The 20,846-nt window shown below is 63.5% G+C and carries 24 protein-coding genes, 1 tRNA gene, 3 pseudogenes and 1 riboswitch; of the genes and pseudogenes, 11 read left to right on the forward strand and 17 right to left on the reverse strand.

Translation table 11 applies throughout. The annotated features are described in order from the left end of the window. Positions 1-3: 3 nt before the first annotated feature. Entirely contained in the window at positions 4-492 is a 489-nt protein-coding gene (locus ACZ1G0_RS11690; protein ID WP_472737099.1) for a thioredoxin family protein, read from the reverse strand. Further along, positions 405-2,009: a cytochrome c biogenesis protein CcdA gene (locus tag ACZ1G0_RS11695; protein ID WP_472737100.1), complete on the reverse strand. Its 1,605-nt coding sequence runs from the start codon at positions 2,007-2,009 to the stop codon at positions 405-407. Before ACZ1G0_RS11695 ends, ACZ1G0_RS11690 begins: the two co-directional genes overlap by 88 nt. A 148-nt stretch (positions 2,010-2,157) precedes the next feature. Between ACZ1G0_RS11695 and ACZ1G0_RS11700 the strand changes: the two genes are divergently transcribed. After that, the gene (locus ACZ1G0_RS11700; RefSeq protein WP_472737101.1) at positions 2,158-2,889 is read left to right on the forward strand and encodes a DsbA family protein; all 732 of its coding nucleotides are present in this window, start codon (positions 2,158-2,160) and stop codon (positions 2,887-2,889) included. Positions 2,890-2,894: 5 nt separating this feature from the next. Here the strand turns inward: ACZ1G0_RS11700 and ACZ1G0_RS11705 are convergent, their stop codons facing one another. Next, positions 2,895-3,644 (reverse strand): alpha/beta fold hydrolase, encoded by a 750-nt coding sequence (locus tag ACZ1G0_RS11705; protein ID WP_472737102.1) that lies wholly within the window; start codon positions 3,642-3,644, stop codon positions 2,895-2,897. Positions 3,645-3,763: 119 nt separating this feature from the next. Here ACZ1G0_RS11705 and ACZ1G0_RS11710 point away from each other — a divergent pair, with 119 nt between their 5' ends. Then, positions 3,764-4,111: a hypothetical protein gene (locus tag ACZ1G0_RS11710; RefSeq protein WP_472737103.1), complete on the forward strand. Its 348-nt coding sequence runs from the start codon at positions 3,764-3,766 to the stop codon at positions 4,109-4,111. A 75-nt stretch (positions 4,112-4,186) separates the two neighbouring features. On the opposite strand, the gene ACZ1G0_RS11715 is transcribed toward ACZ1G0_RS11710, so the two are convergent. The 11 genes and pseudogenes from ACZ1G0_RS11715 to ACZ1G0_RS11765 form a co-directional block, all read right to left on the reverse strand. Then, entirely contained in the window at positions 4,187-4,354 is a 168-nt protein-coding gene (locus tag ACZ1G0_RS11715) for a DNA gyrase inhibitor YacG (protein WP_472737104.1), read from the reverse strand. Next, a complete protein-coding gene (locus ACZ1G0_RS11720; RefSeq protein WP_472737105.1) occupies positions 4,351-5,382 on the reverse strand; it encodes a ribonuclease E/G in 1,032 nt (343 codons plus the stop codon). Before ACZ1G0_RS11720 ends, ACZ1G0_RS11715 begins: the two co-directional genes overlap by 4 nt. After that, positions 5,379-5,954 (reverse strand): Maf family protein, encoded by a 576-nt coding sequence (locus tag ACZ1G0_RS11725; protein WP_472737106.1) that lies wholly within the window; start codon positions 5,952-5,954, stop codon positions 5,379-5,381. The genes ACZ1G0_RS11720 and ACZ1G0_RS11725 overlap by 4 nt, the downstream gene beginning before the upstream one ends. Positions 5,955-6,031: 77 nt before the next feature. After that, a complete protein-coding gene (infA, locus tag ACZ1G0_RS11730; protein WP_008186030.1) occupies positions 6,032-6,250 on the reverse strand; it encodes a translation initiation factor IF-1 in 219 nt (72 codons plus the stop codon). A gap of 106 nt (positions 6,251-6,356) precedes the next feature. Next, entirely contained in the window at positions 6,357-7,679 is a 1,323-nt protein-coding gene (locus ACZ1G0_RS11735; protein ID WP_472737107.1) for a methyl-accepting chemotaxis protein, read from the reverse strand. 61 nt (positions 7,680-7,740) lie between these two features. Then, entirely contained in the window at positions 7,741-8,193 is a 453-nt protein-coding gene (locus ACZ1G0_RS11740) for an arsenate-mycothiol transferase ArsC (RefSeq protein ID WP_472737108.1), read from the reverse strand. Further along, a complete protein-coding gene (locus ACZ1G0_RS11745; RefSeq protein ID WP_472737109.1) occupies positions 8,190-8,663 on the reverse strand; it encodes a UPF0262 family protein in 474 nt (157 codons plus the stop codon). Before ACZ1G0_RS11745 ends, ACZ1G0_RS11740 begins: the two co-directional genes overlap by 4 nt. A gap of 84 nt (positions 8,664-8,747) precedes the next feature. Continuing rightward, positions 8,748-10,055, reverse strand: coding sequence for a histidinol dehydrogenase (hisD, locus tag ACZ1G0_RS11750; protein ID WP_472737110.1), 1,308 nt, complete (start codon positions 10,053-10,055; stop codon positions 8,748-8,750). Between the two features lie 176 nt (positions 10,056-10,231). Beyond that, positions 10,232-10,687: a DUF2948 family protein gene (locus tag ACZ1G0_RS11755; protein WP_472737111.1), complete on the reverse strand. Its 456-nt coding sequence runs from the start codon at positions 10,685-10,687 to the stop codon at positions 10,232-10,234. Continuing rightward, positions 10,680-11,949 (reverse strand): annotated as a pseudogene (gene murA / locus ACZ1G0_RS11760) (UDP-N-acetylglucosamine 1-carboxyvinyltransferase). The gene ACZ1G0_RS11755 and the pseudogene murA overlap by 8 nt, the downstream one beginning before the upstream one ends. Next, positions 11,942-12,097 (reverse strand): hypothetical protein, encoded by a 156-nt coding sequence (locus tag ACZ1G0_RS11765; RefSeq protein ID WP_472737112.1) that lies wholly within the window; start codon positions 12,095-12,097, stop codon positions 11,942-11,944. Before ACZ1G0_RS11765 ends, murA begins: the two are co-directional and overlap by 8 nt. Before the next feature lie 90 nt (positions 12,098-12,187). Here ACZ1G0_RS11765 and ACZ1G0_RS11770 point away from each other — a divergent pair. From ACZ1G0_RS11770 to ACZ1G0_RS11810, 9 genes and pseudogenes are all read left to right on the forward strand, one after another. Beyond that, positions 12,188-12,262: transfer RNA gene (locus tag ACZ1G0_RS11770), tRNA-Thr, on the forward strand. Positions 12,263-12,349: 87 nt separating this feature from the next. Beyond that, positions 12,350-12,563, forward strand: a riboswitch (cobalamin riboswitch). Positions 12,564-12,681: 118 nt separating this feature from the next. Continuing rightward, the gene (locus tag ACZ1G0_RS11775; protein ID WP_472737113.1) at positions 12,682-13,077 is read left to right on the forward strand and encodes a DUF1636 family protein; all 396 of its coding nucleotides are present in this window, start codon (positions 12,682-12,684) and stop codon (positions 13,075-13,077) included. Then, positions 13,074-13,871, forward strand: coding sequence for an ABC transporter ATP-binding protein (locus ACZ1G0_RS11780; protein WP_472737114.1), 798 nt, complete (start codon positions 13,074-13,076; stop codon positions 13,869-13,871). The genes ACZ1G0_RS11775 and ACZ1G0_RS11780 overlap by 4 nt, the downstream gene beginning before the upstream one ends. Beyond that, a pseudogene (locus ACZ1G0_RS11785) lies at positions 13,868-14,799 on the forward strand (ABC transporter substrate-binding protein). Before ACZ1G0_RS11780 ends, ACZ1G0_RS11785 begins: the two are co-directional and overlap by 4 nt. Before the next feature lie 2 nt (positions 14,800-14,801). After that, positions 14,802-15,845 carry a FecCD family ABC transporter permease gene (locus ACZ1G0_RS11790; protein ID WP_472737115.1) on the forward strand — a complete coding sequence of 348 codons (1,044 nt, stop codon included), beginning with the start codon at positions 14,802-14,804 and terminating at the stop codon, positions 15,843-15,845. A gap of 140 nt (positions 15,846-15,985) precedes the next feature. Beyond that, on the forward strand, positions 15,986-16,174 hold the full coding sequence (locus ACZ1G0_RS11795) for a hypothetical protein (RefSeq protein ID WP_472737116.1): 189 nt from the start codon (positions 15,986-15,988) through the stop codon (positions 16,172-16,174). Positions 16,175-16,192: 18 nt separating this feature from the next. Next, a complete protein-coding gene (locus ACZ1G0_RS11800) occupies positions 16,193-16,930 on the forward strand; it encodes a type IIL restriction-modification enzyme MmeI (RefSeq protein WP_472737117.1) in 738 nt (245 codons plus the stop codon). Beyond that, positions 16,923-17,297, forward strand: coding sequence for a hypothetical protein (locus tag ACZ1G0_RS11805; protein ID WP_472737118.1), 375 nt, complete (start codon positions 16,923-16,925; stop codon positions 17,295-17,297). Before ACZ1G0_RS11800 ends, ACZ1G0_RS11805 begins: the two co-directional genes overlap by 8 nt. Positions 17,298-17,312: 15 nt before the next feature. Further along, positions 17,313-17,630: a GIY-YIG nuclease family protein gene (locus ACZ1G0_RS11810; protein ID WP_472737119.1), complete on the forward strand. Its 318-nt coding sequence runs from the start codon at positions 17,313-17,315 to the stop codon at positions 17,628-17,630. Positions 17,631-17,939: 309 nt separating this feature from the next. Here ACZ1G0_RS11810 and ACZ1G0_RS11815 read toward each other — a convergent pair whose 3' ends face one another. The 3 genes and pseudogenes from ACZ1G0_RS11815 to ACZ1G0_RS11825 all read right to left on the reverse strand — a co-directional run bounded on the left by ACZ1G0_RS11815 (position 17,940) and on the right by ACZ1G0_RS11825 (position 20,799). Then, the gene (locus ACZ1G0_RS11815) at positions 17,940-19,037 is read right to left on the reverse strand and encodes an ABC transporter ATP-binding protein (RefSeq protein WP_472737120.1); all 1,098 of its coding nucleotides are present in this window, start codon (positions 19,035-19,037) and stop codon (positions 17,940-17,942) included. A 4-nt stretch (positions 19,038-19,041) separates the two neighbouring features. Beyond that, positions 19,042-19,935 (reverse strand): carbohydrate ABC transporter permease, encoded by an 894-nt coding sequence (locus ACZ1G0_RS11820; RefSeq protein WP_472737121.1) that lies wholly within the window; start codon positions 19,933-19,935, stop codon positions 19,042-19,044. Then, positions 19,928-20,799 (reverse strand): annotated as a pseudogene (locus ACZ1G0_RS11825) (carbohydrate ABC transporter permease). Before ACZ1G0_RS11825 ends, ACZ1G0_RS11820 begins: the two are co-directional and overlap by 8 nt. Between the last annotated feature and the right edge of the window lie 47 nt (positions 20,800-20,846).

Here is a 20,846-nt window from a genome sequence, read left to right on the forward strand (position 1 = left end):
GACCTATCGGACCGGGGCCCGCGCGGCGTCGATGGCCGACAGCACCGCGTCCGGGGTCAAAAGTTCTGGCAAAACAATACCTTGGGGCGCGCCGGGGCCGTAGACGATGTTGAACGGGATACCGTAGCGCCCGTTGGAATTCAGGAACGCCTTGATCGCGGGGTCGGGCCGGGTCCAATCCGCCTGCAACAGGGTGACCGTGTCCAACGCCTGCGCCACCTCGCCCCGGTCCAGCACGAGGCGTTTGTTGGCGATGCAGGTGATGCACCAATCGGCGGTGACGTCCACCAGGACCACCTCCCCCCGGCCCACACGCACCGGGATAGCAGCCGCATCGAACACGCCCCAATCGGTGCTGCTGGCACCGACGGAAGGCGCGGGCGGCACGACCATTAGCGCGCCGATCAGGGCGGCGGCAGCGACAGGGGCCACGGCCACAGAGGCCCCGCGCCACAACACGACCGACAGGGCCAGCGCCGCCACACCGGCCACGGCGACGGACCAAAGCCCCCCGTGATCCAAAGCACAGAGGCCAGCCAAAGCGCCGTCACCAGCAAGGCGACCACCATCCCCCGCTTGACCCAGACCATCCACGGGCCGGGCTTGGGCAAGCGGGCAATCCACGCAGGCCGCGCGGCGATCAAAAGGTAAGGCGTGGCTAGCCCAACCCCCAGGGCCGTGAAGATCGCCACGACCTCGCCCGGGCCGCTGGACAGGGCATAGGTCACGGCGGTGCCAAGGAAAGGCGCGGAACAGGGGGTGGCCATAACGGCGGCAAAGGCCCCGGTCAGGAAATCCCCCGCGACCCCGTCCCGCCCCTCGGCCTGCGCCATGCGGGTCGTCCAGGCTTGGGGCAGTGTGATTTCGAACAGGCCAGCGGTGTTGGCCGCGAACAGCAGGATCAGCGCCAGCATCACGCCCAGAAACACAGGCGACTGGAACTGCACGCCCCAGCCCACGGACCCGCCCCCGGCCTGCACCGCTAGAATGATCGCCGCCAGAACCCAGAAGAACACCATGACCCCGGCGGCAGACGCGAGGAACCCCGCCCGAACCTGCCCGCGCGATTGGCCGGCGGCCGACAGGGCCGCGGTCATCTTGATCGACAACACCGGCAACACGCAGGGCATCACGTTCAGGATCAGCCCGCCCAGCAGCGCGATCAGGATCATCGGCCACAGGCCCGGCGCATCGGGGGCCGCAGGGGCCGCGCCCAAGGGGGCCGCCATGGTCGCCGCACGCGCCCCGTCCGTCAAGGTCAGGGTCAGGGCGCCCTCGCCCGCCGACAACACCGGGAACGCGGCCCAGACGGTCAGGCGGTCACCGGACAGGCGGATGTCGGGTTTGCCGTAGGCGGCCAACGCGCCCCGTTCGGGAAAGATGTCAGGCGCGGTGAAGGGCGTGTCTGACGTGACCGCAACCTGCAACATGTCGCCCGCGACACCGGCCTGCGCTGTCATGCCCGCCTGTTCGCCCGACAGGGGCACCTTGCGCAACCACGTTGCGATCAGGTCCGCGTTGCCCGCGTCCGTGGCCCCTGTCCCCATGGGGACACTCAGCGACAGGTCAAAGGTCTCGGGGATGCAGACGTCGGCGCAGACAAGGATCGTGACCTCCCCCACCAGCCGCACGGGCGCACCGGGGGTGGTCAGTTGCACTGACAGCGGAAAGACCACCTCGGTGCCATAGCCGAAATTCTCGATCTCGAAGGCGGTGAAGCGGGTCGGTGCGGGGTAATCCAACACCACATCCGCCACGTTTTCGGATCCGGCCCACAAGATTTCGGGCGGCAAGCCGACCTCGCCGGGGCTGCGCCAATAGGTCTTCCACCCCTCCTCAAGGGTGATGTGGATGCCCGCCGACAGGATCGCAGCGCCCGGGGCCACACTGTCTTGCACCGTGATGATCCGCGCGGCAGAGGTCGGCCGCTCCACCCACGGGCCGGAGGCCGCAAGCCCGGCCACAGCCGTCGCACACACAAGGATTATCGCCAGACAGAGTCGCTTCATCCCGCATACCTACGCCACCGCCCTGCCCGCGCAAAGGGCCGCCCGCGCCGCACACACGCAACTGTGAGCGACCGCGGCACCCATTCTCCCCTTGCCCCGCCATGCCCCACCCTGTTCAATAGGAGAACCCCTATGACCGGAGCATCCCATGTCCATCCTGCGCCCCCTGCTGTTGTCCACCACCCTGGCCCTGACGCCCATGGCCCTTGCTGCGCAGGAATTGACCGATGATCGGATCAAGCAACTGGCCCTTGAGGCGATCCTCGAAAACCCCGACATCGTGATGGAGGCCGTCGCTATTATCCGTGCGAGAGAGGAGGCCGCCGCCGCCGCAGCAGCAGAAGCCGCCCTGTCGGACGAGCGCAACCTGCTGGAAAACGACCCCAACGCCCCCGTCATCGGCAACCCGGACGGGGACGTCACCATCGTTGAATTCTTTGACTATAATTGCCCCTACTGCCGCCGCGCGGGCGAAACCGTAACCGAAGTTTTGGCGGCGGACACCAACATCCGCGTGGTGTTCCGCGAGTGGCCGATCCTGGGCGAAGGGTCCGTGTTCGCGGCCCGCGCGGCCCTCGCCGCCCGGGAACAGGGCAAATACGAAGACCTGCACATGGCGATGATGTCCCAGCGGGGACGCTTGGACGAGACCAGCGTGTTGCAACTGGCCGCCGAGGTGGGCTTGGACGTTGCACAATTGCAGGCGGACATGGGGGACGAGGCGGTGACAAACCACATCGACACCTCGATGGAGTTGGCCACGACACTTGGGTTCAGCGGCACGCCCGCCTTTGTCATCGGCAACGCGCTTGCGCCGGGGTTGGTGTCCGCTGAACAGATGCTCGACATGGTGGCCGAGGCGCGCGGCACACCGGAGTAAGCGTTTCAGGCGTCCAGGAAAACCCGCACGGCGGCCTCGAACTCACGCGGTTTTTCTGCGTGTAACCAATGGTTTGCGCCGGGTATCTTGGCAAATCGGGCGTTCGGGAACAGGGCGCGGATGTGGCCCCGGTGTTCGGGCAGGACGTAAGCGCTGTCCCCACCCGACAGGAACAAAGTCGGCCCGTCATACTGCGCCGCGACCTCTGGAAAGCCCAGAATGTGATCCATGTTGGCGGCCAGCGCATCCAGGTTGAACCGCCACCGCTGCCCGGTAACATCCAGAGATTGCAGCAAAAATGCGCGCACCGCCGCCTCGGGGATGGTGGCGCTTAGGGCGGCGTCTGCTGCGCTGCGCCGGGTGATCCCGGACAGGTCCAGCGCGCGCATCGCCTCGATCAGGTGCATCTGCGTGTGACTATATGTGACCGGCGCAATGTCCGCGACCACAAGGCGGCGCACCTTTTGCGGCTGCGCCAGGGCCAACATCATGGCGGCCTTGCCCCCCATGGAATGGCCCACCACGTCCCACTGCTCGGGCACAACCTCGGCCAGATCCGCCGCAAGGTCGGCGTAGGAATGGCTGTCTTTCCAGTCACTTAGACCGTGGTTGCGCATATCCACCGTGGCCAGCGGCCCGCGATCGGATAGCCGCGTGGCAATGACGTTCCAGTTGCGGGCAGACCCGAACAGGCCGTGGGCGATCAAAAGGGGCGTGGCCGCACCATCGGACGGGTAGTGTGTTGTGGCAAGCATGCCCCAACATCTAGCCGATCCGCCCCAGCGGGACCAGACCCGTTGAGTGTGCGGCCCGCGCAGCCTATGGTCGCAGCACAGTCCCCGGAGGCCCCATGCAGCCCGCAATTGTACGCGAAATGATCGAGAAAGTAGACGCCCTGCTGGCAGAACGTCTGGACGCCAAGGGCAAGGATGTCGAGGCGAAATTTGCCAGCGTTCGCAAACAGATGCCCGGTCGCGTGCGCCGCGAGATGGAGTTTCTGGTCGACACATCCAAGCGGGTGGAGCACCCCAAGCTGGCCCTGAAAACCGACCCCGCCAAAGTCTCTGCCAGCTATGGTGTGGTGCGGGACCATCTGGAAAGCATCCGCCCCAAGAAGATCAAGAAGCGCAAGCAGTCGTCCCTGATTGCCACCGTGGCGTGGCAAATCCTCGTGGTGATTATCCTGCTGTTAATTGTTCTGCGCTGGCGCGGATTTATCTAGGGCGCGACTCGTGCATGATCCTGCACGTGTCGCGCAAAAACCGTGCAAGATGTCGCGCAGGTCGGCAATTTTGCCCTAGTGCAGCCGATCATCGGGCGGCGTTTCACCGGGGTCCGGCGTCTCGTCCGTTTCCACCGCATAGCTACCCGTCATCCAACGCCCCAAATCCACATCGGCGCAGCGTTTGGAGCAAAAGGGCCGATAGGTGGGGTCGGTCTCTTTCTTGCAAATCGGGCACGTCATAGCAGGTCCCGGACCGGGCGGCGTTCGCGTTTGCGCTGCAACTCGAACAGGCCAAGGGTTGTCCATCCGACCAAGGCGGTGTCGATGGGGTCTTTGCGAAACGCACCGCGCAACGCCTCTTCAAAAGCGCGGCGGTCTTTCTTTGGCATGGGCGCCGGATCGATGACGATCTGGCCGCCAAGGCCGCGGGTGCGCAGCGCCCGGGGCAGCGCGCGGGCCAAGGCCAGGTTCGCCTTGAGCGCCGCCGCCGGTGACGTGTCGCGCCCGGTGTTCACATCCACCGCAACCAAGGCGCGGGTGGGTTCGATGTAGGCGTCGGCGTCGCCAAGGGGCACGCGTGGCGAGGTCAGGGCCGCGATCATGTCAGTGATGCCCGCCGCCTCGAACCCGGTCGTCAGGATTTCGTCGGGCTTGGGGTCCACCCAGTCGCGCCATGCGAGCGTCTGGGCATCAGGGGCGTCCAACAGCCGTTCCGGCCCAGTGCCGGGATCGGCCATGATGCCGGCGGCAAGGGCCCAAGTCTCGGCCACGTCGTCTGCGATATCCTCGGGGGCCGCGTCCGCGCAGGCGCTGCGCAGAATCATGCCCATACCGTCTTGCTCCTCTGGCAAACCTTCGTGCGCTGCGGCCAGAATGGTTTCGCGCAGATCGTCATCGCGGACGGAGCGCGCCACGTTGATCCCCTTGGCGCCGGGGGTGACGATGCAGTACCGGCTTTTAAATAGGATTTTATCGGTGACAGGCACGGCCTTGCCGTCCTGGGCGTGGCCTGTCACCTGCACCAGAAAGACAGCGCCCTGTGCAAGGCCCTTGGCCTGACGGAAAAAGCCGGTCGTGCCCGGTTCCAATTTCAGGAAAACACCGCCCTGCCCTTTGACCGGACGGTCCACCTTTGCGCGAAAAATCGTGCCCGGGCCGGGAGCATCGGTTGTATCGTCCAGCAGGAAATCGTCGAGCTGGCCGTCAATGACGCGGGCCGCGGCGGGCTGGCCGTTCCAATGGCCCAAAACGATCGAGCAGCCTTTCATGATGTCCCCTTCGGCCTGTAGCCCACGGCGCGCAACAGGGCGTCGGTTTCGGCCAAGGGCAGACCGACGACAGCGGTAAAGCTGCCCTTGATCCAAGGCACGAAGGCACCGGCGGGGCCCTGAATGGCGTAGCCACCGGCCTTGCCCTGCCAGTCGTTGGTGTTGAGGTATCCCTCGATATCCCGGTCGGACAGGCGTTTCATCTTGATCGTCGTCTCCACGGTGCGGCGCAGCTGTTTGGAGGCGGTGCGCACGGCCAGCACGGTAAACACGCGGTGCCGGCGCCCGGACAGCAGACGCAAAAACGCCTCTGCCTCAGCCCGGTCGGCGGGTTTGCCCAAGATGCGACGGCCCACTGCGACGGTGGTGTCCGCGCACAGGACCACTTCGTCTACGGCGCAGGGGATGGCCGCGATCTTTTGCGTGGCGATGCGTTCGCAATAAGCACGGGGCAGTTCGCCCTTGTGACAGGTTTCGTCAATATCAGGGGGGCGCACGGCATCGGGGATCAGCCCAAGCTGCGCCAATAGGTCAAGACGCCGAGGCGAGCCGGATCCCAGTATCAGTTTCATCTGATCAGACGGCATCGCGCATATGCCAATTCGGCCCGGACAGACCTACCGCAGCGCAGAACACCCCGATCACGGACTTATTTGAAACGGTAGTTGATCCGACCTTTTGTCAGATCATAGGGGGTCATTTCGACCTGCACCTTGTCACCTGCCAGAACACGGATGCGGTTCTTGCGCATCTTGCCTGCCGTATGTGCGATGATGGTATGGCCGTTTTCCAGCTCGACCAGGAATGTCGCATTGGGCAGAAGTTCCTTCACGACACCGGGGAATTCGAGCAGTTCTTCCTTGGCCATGTTCACTCCACACTAAACACCCACCAATTGTGGGCGCGCTTTAGATGCGCGCAAAACCTTTCTAATTCAAGTCAAAAGCGCATGGGCTCCAAAGACAGGACCGCGCTCACGTTCGACCTTGGGTCAAGGACTGTACCGACTTGCGCAATTCGGCCACGGCCTGTGTCGTCGTGACGGCGTGTCCATTGTTGGATGTGGCCATATGGGCCAGCTGATCGGTTTGATCTGCCATTTTGGACAGGGCACCGTTGATGCGTTCCATATCCTGCGCCTGACCTTGCGTGTCGCGGTTGATATCGACGCATTTCTGGGTGGCGGTGCCCACAGCCTCTTGGATGCTGTCCAATGCCTCGCCCGCCTTGGCGACGAGGGCGACGCCTTGGGCCACTTCCTTGGTGGATTGGGCAATCAGGCTATCAATCTCTGCGCTGGCCTTGGCAGAGCGTTCGGCCAGCGTGCGCACCTCGGAAGCGACGACAGCAAACCCGCGGCCCGCCTCGCCCGCACGTGCGGCCTCGACCGAGGCATTGATCGACAGCATGTTGGTTTGGGTGGCGACCCCCTCGATCACGCGGGTGACGTGGTTCACGTCCTTGGTCAGCTTTTCGAGTTTGCGCATGGATGCGATCGCTTGGGCCACAACCTGGGCCGCATCCACCGACCGCTCTGCCGCTTGGGTGATCTGGTCCTCGCTGCCCGCAGCCATGGTCGAGATATGGCCCACGGACCGGGTCACTTCGTCCACGGTTGTGCGGATCGATCCGATCCCCTGGGCCAGATCCTCGGCCCGTTGACGCAAGGAAACCGCGTTCTGGGACAGGCCCTGACCCGTTTGATCCAGTTGATCAGACCGGTCTTGCAGCCCCGCAAACAGGCGTGCGAACTTGGTCATCATGTGGTTGAAGGAGTCCCGGATCGGTGCGTAATCCCCGGCCAGCGTGTCGGGCAAGCGGTGGGACATGTCCCCGCGCACCAGCGCGTTGATCCCGTCCATCACGGCAGACTGTCCGACCTTTTCCGCTGTGCAATCGGCGGCCAGCTTGAACGCGCCCACAAGTTTGCCGTCGTCATCATACAGCGGATTGTAGGTGGCCGTGATCCAGATATCAGACCCATCCTTACGCTTGCGCCGGTAGGTGCCCGAGAAGGTTTCGCCCTTGGAAATACGGTCCCAAAACCCGCGATATTCGGCGGTCGGAATATCCTCGGGCGGCATGAAAATACGGTGATGGCGGCCCACAATCTCGGACAATTGATACCCTGTGGCTGCCAGAAAATTCGGGTTTGCCTGCACAATCGTACCATCGGGTTTGAATTCGATTGTCGCGTAAACGGCGCTGAGCGCCTTGAGAATGCGCTGTTCCGGCGTCTGTGCACGGCGGTCCACGCCATCCCATTGACCCACAATTTTACCCGCATGTGCGTTCATGTCCGTTCCTCACAATGACACCATCTGCGCCATGTTTACGGACAAGGTTGTAAAGGTTCCGTTACCTGATCGGCCCAAATCGCTCCAGAATACGCGATTGTATCTGATCGCGGGCCTGCCGGTAGCTGTCGAGCTTGTGATCCCGGGTTTCGCCCAGCCCCGTTGGGTCCATGATGGGCCAGTATTCCACGTCGAGGCTGAACACCCGGGTCAATTCCAGCGCCATGCGCTGGCTTGCGGGGCTGAGTGCCACGATCAGATCAAAGCCGGACAGGTCGTCGCCCCATTCCTGCATCTCGGCAAAGGACCGGCTGCGGTGGCGGCTGAGTTCCACGTCGATCTCTTCGCACACGGCAATGGCAAAGCCGTCGATCTCAAGGTCATTCTTGACCCCCGCCGATTGCACATAGATCGAGGTGCCGCAGAGTTTCTTCATGATCCCTTCCGCCATGGGGGATCGGACCGCGTTGTGATCGCAGCAAAACAAGACCGATTGCAGGTCCTCGTCCCTCATGCGCCGAAGTGCAGCACGCAGATCAGGGTAAACAAGCGACGGGCGGTGTCGATGTCGATCGTCACCTTGCCCTCCAGACGTTCTTGCAGCACCCGGGCCCCTTCGTTGTGGATGCCGCGACGCGCCATGTCGATGGTCTCGATCTGGCTGGGGGGCAGGCGTTTGACCGCGTCGAAATAGCTTTCGCAGATCTGAAAATAATCCTTCACCACCTGCCGGAACGGGCCAAGGGCCAAGATCAACTGCCCCGCCTGCTGGTGGTCCTCGGTGGCCACGTCAAAGACCAGACGCCGTTCGCGGATCGCAAGGCCAAGCCGGTACGGCCCGGGGGGCGCATTGGCCGCCTCAAGGTGAAAGGAATTGTCTTCCAACAGGTCAAAGATCGCAACCTTGCGTTCCTGCTCGATCTCGGGGGTTGGCGTGGGAAGACCGGAATCGTCGATATCTATGTGACTTATCTGGGCAGACATGTGGCGTCCTTGGTGTGGTTGCGCTTCCCTCGGGGTCTTTCTAGCGCGCAGGTCCACCGCATGCCAGCGCCGCGAGGGATTGCGTCAATCGGCCCTGTTCAGCCGGTCCAGCCGCGCGGACACGGACAGGCCGTGGGCCTCCAGGCTTTCGGAGGTCGCCAGCGTCACCGCCGCGGGACCAATGGCGCGCAGAGCCTCGGGCGTCATCTGGGCCAGGGTCGTGCGTTTGACGAAATCCATCACCGACAGGCCAGAGCTGAACCGCGCAGAGCGCGCCGTGGGCAGCACATGGTTCGGCCCCCCGATGTAGTCGCCAATAGCCTCGGGCGTCCACTGACCCAGGAAAATCGCCCCCGCATGGGTGATCTGCTGCGACAGGGCAACCGGGTCAGCCACGCAGAGTTCAAGGTGCTCGGGCGCGATCCGGTCCGACAGGGCCGCCGCCTCGCTCAGGTCGCGCACCACGACAATCGCGCCATAATCCCGCCAGCTGGGCCCGGCAATGGCGCGGCGTTCCAATGTCTCAAGGCGCTTTGCCACCGCCTGCTCCACCGCGCGCCCAAAGGCGGCGTCATCGGTGATCAGGATGGACTGGGCGCTTTCGTCGTGCTCGGCCTGGGACAGCAGATCAACGGCGATCCAATCGGGGTCATTGTCCTTGTCGGCAATCACCAAAATCTCGGACGGGCCGGCGATCATGTCGATCCCGACCTTGCCAAACACGCGACGCTTGGCGGCGGCGACAAAGGCGTTGCCGGGGCCGGTGATCTTGTCCACGGGGGCGATGGTTTCGGTGCCATAGGCCATGGCCGCCACGGCCTGCGCCCCGCCGATGCGATAGACGGTGTCCACCCCGGACAGGTGCGCGGCCAGCAGGACCAGCGGATTGGCCACCCCGCCGGGCGTGGGCGCACACATGGTCAGGCGCTTGACCCCGGCCACCTGGGCCGGAATCGCATTCATCAACACGCTGGACGGGTAGGACGCCAAACCACCGGGCACATAGAGCCCCGCCGCATCCACAGGCCCCCAGCGCCAGCCTAGGCGCGCGCCGGTCTCGTCTTCCCACATCTGGTCTTGGGGCATCTGGCGGGCGTGATAGGCGCGGATCCGCGCGGCGGCCAACTCCAGCGCGTCGCGCTCCTCCGCGGGCACTTGGGCCACGGCGGCGGCAATCTCGTCTGCGGAAAAGGCTAGCGTGTCGGGCGTCAGGGACATGCGGTCAAACCGCTGCGTCAGTTCGATCACAGCCGCATCGCCCCGGGCGCGCACGTCCGCGATGATCGCGGCGACCGTGTCGTCCACATCGGGCGCATCCTCGCGCTTGGCGGTCAGCAGTGCGGCGAAGCCCGCCTCAAAATCCGTGTCGGTGCTATCGAGAAAAACAGGCATCGGCCCCTCCGTTTCACGCCCTCCTACCCCGGGGGGCAGACAGCCTCAAGATCGCGCTTTACGCGCCTTCAAGTTAGGGCGTCATTAAGGTTAACGCGGCCCCCGCACCCGAAAACAACGCCCGCCCCCAGCGCATCGCCCTCCCGGCTTCATTGGGTCAAAAATACCCGCCGCCGTCAGATGTCGTGCGCAGGTGTCTGACCGGAGGGGGCGTGATAAGGCCGCGTGACGTCGCGCAAGGACACCTCCAGACACTCTACCTCCAGCGCCAGGGCCCCGTCCCCGGCAAAGGTGATCTCGATCCGGCCCGTGCCATCGGCCCCCGGGGTCCAGGCCATGGACAGGATCGACAGGATGGTGTCGGCGTCCCGGGATATGCCCTGACTTGCGACCTTCATCACGTCCTCAAAGGCCAGAACCGCCTGCACCCGCTGGACCGTGCGATCTGCGTTTTCCCAGCGAAAACGGTTGACCAGCAGGGCAAAGCGCCGCGCGCGGGCGTCCCATGTCATCTCTGACCCGGGCAGCACCGCGTCTTGGATCAGGGCCGATATGGCCGCCAAATCCTCTGGGTCCCGCGCGATCAGGCGCAGGGGCGCCTCGTCGGCATCCTCGAAACGCGCGTCACTCACCGCTGACCCTTTCGATGGTGGCCCCGACACCGCCCAGCTTGCGCACCACGTGTTCATAGCCGCGATCCAGGTGGTAGACCCGGCTGACCCGTGTCTCGCCCTGCGCCGCCAAACCGGCCAGGATCAAAGAGACAGAGGCGCGCAGGTCCGTGGCCATCACGGGCGCGCCTTTCAAACGCTCCACCCCGGTGACCTTGGCCGTGCCGCCTTGGACGTCAATCTTGGCGCCCATGCGGATCAGCTCGGGCGCGTGCATGAACCGATTCTCGAAGATCTTTTCCTCCAGCACCGACACACCCTCGGCCGTGCACAGCAGCGCCATCATCTGGGCCTGCAAATCCGTGGGAAAGCCCGGGAAGGGTTCGGTCACCACGTCCACGGCACGGATGCGGTCGCCGGTGCGGCGCACGGTCAGCCCCTCGGCGGTTTGGGTGATCTCGACGCCCGCGGCCTCCAGCTTTTGGCAAAACGCCTCCAGCAGGTCGCGCCGCCCGCCGGGCAGGGTCACCTGCCCGCCCGCAATCACCGGGGCCAGCATGTAGGTGCCCAACTCGATCCGGTCCGTGACCACCGGGTGGGTGGCCCCGCCCAGACGATCCACGCCTTCAATGGTCAGAGTAGACGTGCCGTCCCCGTCAATCTGCGCCCCCATGCGGCGCAGACATTCCACAAGGTCGGTGATCTCCGGCTCGCGCGCGGCGTTGGTGATCACGGTCGTGCCCTTGGCCAGAACCGCCGCCAGCAGGGCGTTTTCCGTCGCCCCGACCGAGACGAGGGGGAAGTCGATCTTGCCGCCCTTCAACCGCCCCCCGGAGCCTTGGCGTGGACGTAGCCGTCGCGCAATTCCAGATCCGCGCCCAACGCCTCCAGGGCTTGCAGGTGCAAATCCACCGGACGCGCGCCGATGGCGCACCCGCCCGGCAAGGACACAATAGCATGGCCAAAACGCGCCAGCAGCGGGCCCAGCACAAGAATCGAGGCGCGCATCTTGCGCACAATTTCATAATCCGCCGTGTGGTTGTGGATGTCGTGGGACGACATGGCCAGAACCTGACCATCGGCCAGACTGGACACCTCGGCGCCCAAGGACTGCAACAGGGTGGTCATCGTGCGGATGTCCGACAGGCGCGGGGCGTTGGTCAGGGTCAACGGCGCGTCGCTGAGCAAGGTCGCAGGCATCAGCGTCAGACACGCGTTCTTGGCCCCCGCAATCGCGATCGACCCGTTCAGTGCGGCCCCCCCGTGACGTGAATGCTATCCATCTTTACTGTCCTTTTGTGCCTCGGCCCCGCCTTTACGCGCCCGCTGTTGCGCCTTGCGTTTGGCCATATTGGCCTTGAGCGCGGCCTTCAGCCGGTCTTCGCGGGCGCCCGGTGCGGATTTCGCGGGTTTGGGTGTTTTGTCTGTCATCGTGGGGGCGGTGTAGCCTGCTATGCAAAAAGCGTCCAGATAGGCCTTGCGGCCTTTCTCAATCCGGTCTAATCCCCGCTCACGCAGCGGGCTGCTGTAGCTCAGAGGTAGAGCACTCCCTTGGTAAGGGAGAGGTCGAGAGTTCGATTCTCTCCAGCAGCACCACTCTTCCCCCTTTGCACTCAATCGCGGATCCTCGGTTACAAAGGGTCACGGCCTGTGCGGTTTGGCTTGACCCCCGGGCCCCAGTGTTCTTTTACTTTGCGCGATGGTTCTCGGGTGCCAAAGGCCGATGAGATGAAAAGGGAACACGGTGAGGAGGAGCCAACGCGCGCCGAATCCGTGACTGCCCCCGCAACTGTGAGCGGTGAGCGATTTCGCACAAGCCACTGGCCCCAAGGGTCGGGAAGGCGCGGAAAAGCCCAGACCCGCAAGTCAGGAGACCTGCCATCACCGCGGCCCTCGGCCAGCGGCCCTTTAACTTTGACAGGCGGGGTGCCTGGTCAGGAGCATATGATGGCACAGCGGAACCTTTCGCCGCGACATGGTTCTTTGCACACCCGCCCTTTTCGGCGGGGTGACCGATGGAACACAGAATCACAATTTGCACGTCCTGCAAACACAAGGGCAGCCAGTGCCGCCCGGGCTATGCGCTGATCGAGCGGTTGCGCCGCGCCATTGCGGCGGCGGGCGACAGTGTCACCGACACCTTCGAGGTGTCGGGGGTGGCCTGCATGGCGGGCTGCGACCGGCCCTGCACCGTGGCCTATCACGGCACGCAAAAGGCGACCTATCTGTTCGGGGACATTGATCCCGACACGGATATCGAGGACCTGCTGACCTTTGCGCGCGACTACGCCGCGCTTGAGGACGGGTGGTGTTCGTCCGTGGACCGGCCGGGCAAGCTGCGCACCGCGACGCTGGCCCGGGTCCCCTCGGCCATGATCGCCATAGAGGCCACAAAGGCGCGCGCATCATGACCGCCGCCCTACAGGTGCGCGACCTGTCCTGGGGGCCGAACCCGCGCGCAGTACCCCTGCTGCACCCGGTCAGCTTTGATCTGGCGGCGGGGCGGGTACTGGGCATCGTTGGCCCAAACGGGGCGGGCAAGACGACCCTGCTGCGCATGCTCTACCGTTACCACAAACCCGCCACCGGGCAGGTGTGCATCGACGGGGCCGACATCTGGTCCCTGCCCGCCCGCGACGTGGCCCGGCGCGTGGCGGCGGTGTTGCAGGAACAGCCCAGCGATTTCGCCCTGACCGTGCGAGAGATCGTGTCGCTTGGCCGCACGCCCCACCGCAAGGGCTTTGGCGGGACGGACGGGGCGCGGGACCGGGACGTCATCGACGCGGCCCTGCAGCGGCTGGACCTGACAGGCTTTGCCCACCGTCACCTGTCCACCCTTTCGGGCGGAGAGCGTCAGCGGGTCATGGTCGCCCGGGCGCTGGCCCAGGAACCGGGCCTGTTGATTCTGGACGAGCCGACAAACCACCTCGACATCCGCCACCAGTTGGAGGTGCTGGACCTGATCCGTAAGCTACCGCTTACGATTGTCACCTCTTTGCACGACCTGAACCTTGCCTCGGACGTCTGCGACGACCTGCTGCTGCTCAAGGACGGGCACTGTCAGGGCTACGGCGCGCCTGCGGACGTGCTGTGCGCCCGCACCGTCGCCCATGCCTTTCGCGTGGAGACGCGACGCCACCAACTGGCCCCCACGGGGACCGATCACATGACCTTCCACCTACCTCACGAAAGACCACACCCATGAAGACACCGCTCCTTGCAACGGCCCTCATGCTGACCACCACCGCCGCCTTTGGCCAAACCACCGTGCAAAGCTGCGACCGCACCGTCACCTTCGACGCGCCCCCACAGCGCGCGATCTCGAACGACGTGAACCTGACTGAGATGATGCTCGTCCTGGGCTTGGCCGACCGGATGGTGGGATACACGGGTATTTCGGGCTGGCACAAACTGGACGAGACGATCCGCGCCGGGGTCCAAGCCCTGCCTGAGTTGTCCGCGAAATATCCCAGCAAAGAGGTGATCGTGGGCGCGGACGCAGACTTTTTCTTTGCGGGCTGGAACTACGGCATGAAGGTGGGCGGCGAAGTCACGCCCGAAACCCTGGCCCCCTTTGGCGTACAGGTCTACGAGCTGACCGAAAGCTGCACCCACATCATGGACAAGGACAAGGCCAGCATCGAGGACATGTACACCGACCTTTCCAACCTCGGCCAGATCTTTGGCGTTGCGGACAAAGCCACCGCGCTGATTGACGGCTACAAGGCGGACCTTGCGGCCTTCAGCGCGACCCTCGACACCGGCACCCCCCGCGCGTCTTTGTCTATGACAGCGGCGAGGACACGCCCTTTACCGCCGGGCGTTACGCCATGCCCACCGCCCTGATCGAGGCCGCGGGCGGCACCAACATCATGGACGACTTCGAGAAAAGCTGGGCCACCGTCACATGGGAAGAGGTCGTGGAACGCAACCCCGAGGTCATCGTGATCGTGAACTACGGCAACGTCACCGCCGAGGAAAAGCGCGCCTTCATGATGTCCAATCCCGCCTTTGCGGACATTGACGCGGTCAAGAACGACCGTTTCGTCACCCTCGAATATGTCGAGGCCACACCGGGCCCCCGCAATATCCGGGCCATCAAGACCCTCGCCGCCGCCTTCTGGGGGCAGTGACCATGTCCCAGATCACAGGCCCATGGTCCCACAGCACGGGCGGACGCGTCTGGCTGGTGCTGGTGGGGCTGGTGGCGCTTGTGATCTCGACCTCCATCGCGGTGTCCGTAGGGGCGGTGTCTGTCCCCGTGGGGACAGTCTGGGGCGTCTTGGCCAACAAGGTCGCCCCGGGCACGGTCGAGCCCACATGGTCACAAGGCCGCGCCGCGATTGTCTGGGAGATCCGCTTTCCCCGCGCCCTGCTGGCGATGATGGTGGGCGCGGGGCTGGCCGTGGTCGGGGCCAGCCTGCAGGCGGTCACGCGCAACCCGCTGGCCGACCCCCATCTGTTGGGTATCTCATCAGGCGGGGCCTTCGGCGCAATCCTTGCCCTGTTGCACACGGGGCTGTTTCTGGGCCTGCTGACCGTGCCCCTGTTGGCCTTTCTGGGGGCTTTGGCCGCAACCCTTGTGGTGCTGGCCGTCAGCCGCTTTGCCGATGCCACCAGCGCGGACCGGCTGGTGCTGGCCGGGGTGGCGGTGTCGTTCATCATCATGGCTTTGGCCAATGTGCTGATCTTTCTGGGGGATCCGCGCGCAACCCATACGGTGGTGTTCTGGATGCTGGGGGGTCTGGGCTTGGCACAATGGAGCCAGCTGATCTACCCCCTTGTGATCCTTGTGGCCTGTGGCGCGTGGCTGATGACCCGCGCAGGCGCGCTGAACGCCATGACCGTGGGGGACGAGACCGCCTCGACCCTTGGCATCCCCGTGGCGCGGTTCCGGCTGGCGGTCTTTGTGGTGGGCGCGCTGATCACCGGGGTGATGGTGGCGTTCTCGGGAATCATCGGCTTCGTGGGCCTGATGGTGCCCCATGTGGCCCGCATGATCGTCGGCGGGGATTACACCCGCGTCCTGCCCGCCTCGGCCCTCATCGGGGCGATCTTTCTGCTGTGGGCCGACATCGTCGCCCGCACCATCATGGCACCCGAGGATATGCCCATCGGCATCGTCACAGGGCTGGTGGGCGGTGTGTTCTTTGTCTGGCTGCTGGGGCGGCGACGCTAGCCCCCCCGCGCGCGCCGCGCACCGCAAACCGCCCCAAAGCTGCCCCGCCTCAAGACAAACGACACCGCCGCTGGATTAACAGAGCCGATCCGCGTTACCGTCACCCGAACCGGACACTCCCAGATCGACGGTAGACACCGATGAACGCAGTCGAGATCGAACAGGCCATCAGGGACCTGGCCGACGCCCCCTATGATGGCGCGGCGTTTCCCGTTGCCTTCCTCGAATGTTTCGACACCTCCACCGCGCGATCCAGAAAGCTGCGCTCGGGCACGTCCAACAAATCCGACATCGGCGGCGTCCTGCAAGCGGGGTCCATCCACATCTAGACCTGCGCCCCGGGCGACATGCCCGCCACACTGACCGCCGTCAGGGACGGCAAGGCGACCCAGACCAAGCGCAAAAAGGTCCGCTTTGTCATGGCCACGGACGGCCAGCAGATCGAGGCGGAGGATCTGGTGACCGGCGAACCGCTGGGCTGCACCTACACCAACCTGCCAAACCACTTTGTCTTCTTCTGGCCCATCGCGGGTCTGTCCAATTGGGCCAACCAGTTTCCCTACGTCAACGGCCGGCTGCTCAGCGGCTCACACGAGACGCCCAAATTCTCTCTGATCGCGCAGCGCTACCTGATCCAGATCGGCGGGCTGCCGTGGGATCAGATCAACCCCGACATCTTTGGGTCGATGGTTCAGGCCGTCGCGGACGAAGAGGAGCGATCGAAACTGGGGATGCACTACACCTCGGTGCCGAACATCCTGAAGGTGTTGAACCCGCTGTTTCTGGACGATTTGCGCGACCTTGACATCGACCTGATCGACAGCTTCAACCCATTCGGTGAAGCCTATAACATCGTTGCCAAGTCGATGACCGAGGAGAGCCTTAAACAGGTAGCCTCGGTGATCTCGGCCAAGCGCAGTCCGATCACGCCGGAAGACGCGATCAAATGGGCCCAGCGGGCCGGCCGCTTCAAGAAGGAAAACGGTCGTGGAGCGCATGTAACCGCCGCCGGCCCTTATGAAAAGCTGATGGCCGAAGGCGCCACGGCCTTCATGCGGCTCTGCAAGGAGGGTTGCCATGAATGATGATCTCGACGATCTGGCCGCCGACCTCGCCGACATGGACGCCAATGCCGCCGACATCACAACCCTCAAGCATGTGCGCCCTGTCGCGGAAAAACGCGCGGCAGAAGAGATCGCCAACCGAGAAACCTGCTGCGACTTCGACACGTTCAAACCGCTCTTTGACAAGGTCCAGTCTGATCTGGATGCGGGCCTTCGCACAACCAGGCCACCTGAGACGAGCGCCGAGGGCAACCTGCTGATGCGCTCGCTCCACCGCGCCATGAGCAAAGATGCCACCAGCCGCACGATCAGCGATCCCGTGGCGGGGCCGCTCTTCTCTGACGCGAAAGCCGATGGCGACGAGGCCAGCGGGATCATCTATGTCTGACGTTCAAAGTCAGACTTGCCCATCGTTGCCGACAACCGTGACCTGCTGCGCAAGATCGGCGTCACAGGTGGCAGTGTCGAACGCAGGATCACCAATGCCAGGCTCGACCCGACGTTCCTGATGGCGGATGTTGAGATCGTCACGACCTACGCCCTTTACAACATCAACCGAGTGAAACTGGAAAACCTGTTGCACCGCGTTTTCGAAACCGCCCGTCTGGAGATCAAAATCCCCGGTCCCTTCGGCCACCCCGTGACACCGAGAGAGTGGTTCCTTGTGCCACTCTTCGCCATCGACGATGGCTGTGGAACGGATAAGGGATGGAAGAATTAAAGATGTCCACTCTGACAGGCACAGCGCGTCCTTTGTCGAAGGGTAACGCTGGTGATGTTGGCCGTGTCATTCGGCGCGCATCTGTGGGCAAAGTGAGGGGTCACGGCTGGCGACGTGCGGTTGACCCTTACGCGCAAAAGGTCGGCCTGTGACGTGTGGACCCTGCGCCGACGCGTGCACGCAGCAGGTGATCCAGACCGTCCACGTCTGCATTGGCATACTTTCGAATGAACCCTGATCCATCACACCATCGGCGCATACAGCCATGCGGGCGTGTGTGCCGCCGATATCCGCTATAGGCCCTATGGCCTAATTCAGACGCTCGCCGGTTTCGGGTGCGAAATAGGACACCTTGCCGAGGTCAAACGTAAGGTTCAGGTTTTGCCCCGCAACGGCAGAGGTTTCGGCGTGCAGGCGTGCGGTCACGTGTTTGCCGCCCAATTGCATCACGGCGTAGGTATCGGCCCCCGCAGGTTCCACGATGTCGATCAGGCAATCGGCTTCTTGGCGACCCTCGCCACCCCGCAAAGAGGCATCGGCGATATCCTCGGGGCGCACGCCCAAGATGACATTCTGGGGCAGGTCCTTGTTTTTCGTGTCGATCAATGTGATCGGGCCGCCGGTTTCGCGGGCGATTTCAACCTCCAGCCCTTTGCCATTCTGCCGTGTCTTGGCGGGGATCAGATTCATGGCGGGACTGCCCATGAAGTCGGCCACAAACAGATTGGCGGGGTGGTTGTAGATTTCCGCCGGTGTGCCGATCTGCTGGATCACGCCGCCTTTCATGACCACGATCTTGGTGGCAAGGGTCATCGCCTCGATCTGGTCGTGGGTCACATAGACCATGGAGGCGCCGAGGCGTTGGTGCAGGGCCTTGATCTCGGTGCGCATTTCGACACGCAGCTTGGCGTCGAGGTTGGACAGCGGCTCATCAAACAAGAACAGCTTGGGATCGCGCACCAGTGCACGGCCCATGGCCACACGTTGACGCTGCCCGCCGGACAATTGGCCGGGCTTGCGCTTTAGCAGCGGTTCAATCTGCAACTGCGCGGCCACTCGCTTGAGCTTTTCGTCCTGCGTGGCCTGATCGACGCCGCGCACCTTCATGCCGAAGGTGATGTTCTTGGCGACGGTCATCGTGGGGTAAAGGGCGTAGGACTGGAACACCATGGCGATGTCGCGGTCCTTGGGGTTCACATGGGTCATGTCACGCCCACCGATGCTGAGCGTGCCGCCGGTGATCGGCTCCAGCCCTGCGATACAGTTCAAAAGCGTGGATTTACCGCAGCCCGACGGGCCGACGAGTACAAGGAAGTCGCCCTGTTCGATGGAGACGTTGATGTCTTTGAGGATTTCAACGGACCCATAGCTTTTGAACAGGTTGTTGATTTCGAGGATGGGAGCCATGGGTTTAGCCTTTCACGGATCCAGCGGTCAGACCGCGGACGAAGTATTTGCCAGCAACGACATAGACAACCAAGGTTGGCAGGGCCGCGATGATCGCGGCGGCCATATCCACGTTGTATGCTTTGACGCCAGTGGTTGAATTGACGATGTTGTTGAGCGCAACAGTCACAGGTTGCGTGCCCGCCTGAGAAAAGGACACGCCAAACAGGAAGTCGTTCCAGATTTGGGTGAACTGCCAGATGACGGTCACAACGATGATGGGCAGCGACAGCGGGAGGAAGATCGACCAGAAGATGCGGAAGAACCCTGCCCCATCGACCTTGGCGGCCTTGGTCAGCTCGGCCGGGATCGACACGTAGTAGTTGCGAAAGAACAGTGTCGTGAACCCAAGGCCGTAGATGACATGGACAAAGATCAGCCCCGGGATCGTGCCCGCCATCCCCATCAGGCCCAGCATCCGCGCCATGGGCAGCAAGACGACCTGAAACGGGATAAAGCACCCAAACAGCATCAGCGCGAAGAACAGGTTGGCCCCTTTGAACCGCCATTGTGCCACGACGTAACCATTCAGCGCACCGATCAGGGTGGAAATCAGAACCGCTGGGATCGCGATCAGAACCGAGTTCCAGAAGAACGGACGCACGCCTTCGCATTGGATGCCGGTGCAGGCGCCCGACCATGCCGTGCGCCAGGCATCCAGCGTGACCTCGCGCGGCAGGGACATCAGATCGCCTGTGCGAATTTCATCGAGGCTTTTGAACGATGTCGTGATCATCACGAACAGCGGCATCAGGTAGAACAGGGCAAACAGACCCAGCAGGATATAGAGCGTCCAGCGCAGGACAATCTTGGCCGCCCGGTTGCCCGATTGAGGAGCGGTGTAAGACATATCACTCATCTTTGGTCCTCAATTCTGAATAGAGGTAAGGCACCACAATGGTGAACACGACAGCCATCATGATCATCGCGGAACTGGCCGCCTGACCGATGTCACCGCGCGAAAACGCCATCGTGTACATGTAGGTCGCAGGAAGGTCGGTCGCGTAGCCGGGGCCACCGCCTGTCAGTGCAATCACCAGATCGAAGCTTTTGATCGCAAGGTGGGACAGCACGATGAAGGCGGACAGGAAAATCGGGGCCATGGCGGGAATGATGATGGCGGTGTAGACGCGCCATGTGGGGATGCCATCGACTTGGGCGGCCTTGATGATCTCTTGGTCCACCGACCGCAGACCCGCCAGAAACAACGCCATCACAAAGCCGGAGCTTTGCCAGATCGCGGCGATCACCACGGTGTAAATCGCCATGTCGGGGTTCACGAGCCAGTCGAAGGTGAAATCTTCAAACCCCCAACCGCGTACCGTGGCCTCTAGGCCCAGACCGGGGTTCAGGATCCATTTCCACGCCGTCCCGGTCACAATCATCGAAAGCGCCATGGGGTAGAGATAGATCGTACGGATCGCGCCCTCGGTCCGGATGTTTTGGTCCAGCAGAATGGCAAGGATCAGGCCAAGGATCATCGCAATCACGATGAACAAGAACCCGAAGACAAACAGGTTGCTGAACGCCGTATCCCAACGGGGGAGGCGAACAGTCGGTCATACTGGATGAAGCCGTCAATCTCGTATCTTGGCAAAAGCCGCGACCGCGTCAACGACACCCACGCCGTCCAGGCGATGAAGCCATAGACGAAGACCAGGACCACGATAAACGAGGGGGCCAACACCAATTTGGGCATGTGTTCTTCAAGCCACTTGGTCATTGGATATTCCTTGAAGGGTCCTCCCCCACGCGCGCGCGGGAGAGGAG

The sequence above is a fragment of the Thalassobacter sp. HA4-2 genome (assembly GCF_055693705.1).

Coding starts and splice junctions, on each gene's coding strand:
- ACZ1G0_RS11695 (WP_472737100.1), bottom strand. CDS start 2,009: ATGAAGCGACTCTGTCTGGCGATAATCCTTGTGTGTGCGACGGCTGTG.
- ACZ1G0_RS11700 (WP_472737101.1), top strand. CDS start 2,158: ATGTCCATCCTGCGCCCCCTGCTGTTGTCCACCACCCTGGCCCTGACG.
- ACZ1G0_RS11705 (WP_472737102.1), bottom strand. CDS start 3,644: ATGCTTGCCACAACACACTACCCGTCCGATGGTGCGGCCACGCCCCTT.
- ACZ1G0_RS11710 (WP_472737103.1), top strand. CDS start 3,764: ATGATCGAGAAAGTAGACGCCCTGCTGGCAGAACGTCTGGACGCCAAG.
- ACZ1G0_RS11715 (WP_472737104.1), bottom strand. CDS start 4,354: ATGACGTGCCCGATTTGCAAGAAAGAGACCGACCCCACCTATCGGCCC.
- ACZ1G0_RS11720 (WP_472737105.1), bottom strand. CDS start 5,382: ATGAAAGGCTGCTCGATCGTTTTGGGCCATTGGAACGGCCAGCCCGCC.
- ACZ1G0_RS11725 (WP_472737106.1), bottom strand. CDS start 5,954: ATGAAACTGATACTGGGATCCGGCTCGCCTCGGCGTCTTGACCTATTG.
- infA (WP_008186030.1), bottom strand. CDS start 6,250: ATGGCCAAGGAAGAACTGCTCGAATTCCCCGGTGTCGTGAAGGAACTT.
- ACZ1G0_RS11735 (WP_472737107.1), bottom strand. CDS start 7,679: ATGAACGCACATGCGGGTAAAATTGTGGGTCAATGGGATGGCGTGGAC.
- ACZ1G0_RS11740 (WP_472737108.1), bottom strand. CDS start 8,193: ATGAGGGACGAGGACCTGCAATCGGTCTTGTTTTGCTGCGATCACAAC.
- ACZ1G0_RS11745 (WP_472737109.1), bottom strand. CDS start 8,663: ATGTCTGCCCAGATAAGTCACATAGATATCGACGATTCCGGTCTTCCC.
- hisD (WP_472737110.1), bottom strand. CDS start 10,055: ATGCCTGTTTTTCTCGATAGCACCGACACGGATTTTGAGGCGGGCTTC.
- ACZ1G0_RS11765 (WP_472737112.1), bottom strand. CDS start 12,097: ATGACAGACAAAACACCCAAACCCGCGAAATCCGCACCGGGCGCCCGC.
- ACZ1G0_RS11775 (WP_472737113.1), top strand. CDS start 12,682: ATGGAACACAGAATCACAATTTGCACGTCCTGCAAACACAAGGGCAGC.
- ACZ1G0_RS11780 (WP_472737114.1), top strand. CDS start 13,074: ATGACCGCCGCCCTACAGGTGCGCGACCTGTCCTGGGGGCCGAACCCG.
- ACZ1G0_RS11790 (WP_472737115.1), top strand. CDS start 14,802: ATGTCCCAGATCACAGGCCCATGGTCCCACAGCACGGGCGGACGCGTC.
- ACZ1G0_RS11795 (WP_472737116.1), top strand. CDS start 15,986: ATGAACGCAGTCGAGATCGAACAGGCCATCAGGGACCTGGCCGACGCC.
- ACZ1G0_RS11800 (WP_472737117.1), top strand. CDS start 16,193: ATGCCCGCCACACTGACCGCCGTCAGGGACGGCAAGGCGACCCAGACC.
- ACZ1G0_RS11805 (WP_472737118.1), top strand. CDS start 16,923: ATGAATGATGATCTCGACGATCTGGCCGCCGACCTCGCCGACATGGAC.
- ACZ1G0_RS11815 (WP_472737120.1), bottom strand. CDS start 19,037: ATGGCTCCCATCCTCGAAATCAACAACCTGTTCAAAAGCTATGGGTCC.
- ACZ1G0_RS11820 (WP_472737121.1), bottom strand. CDS start 19,935: ATGAGTGATATGTCTTACACCGCTCCTCAATCGGGCAACCGGGCGGCC.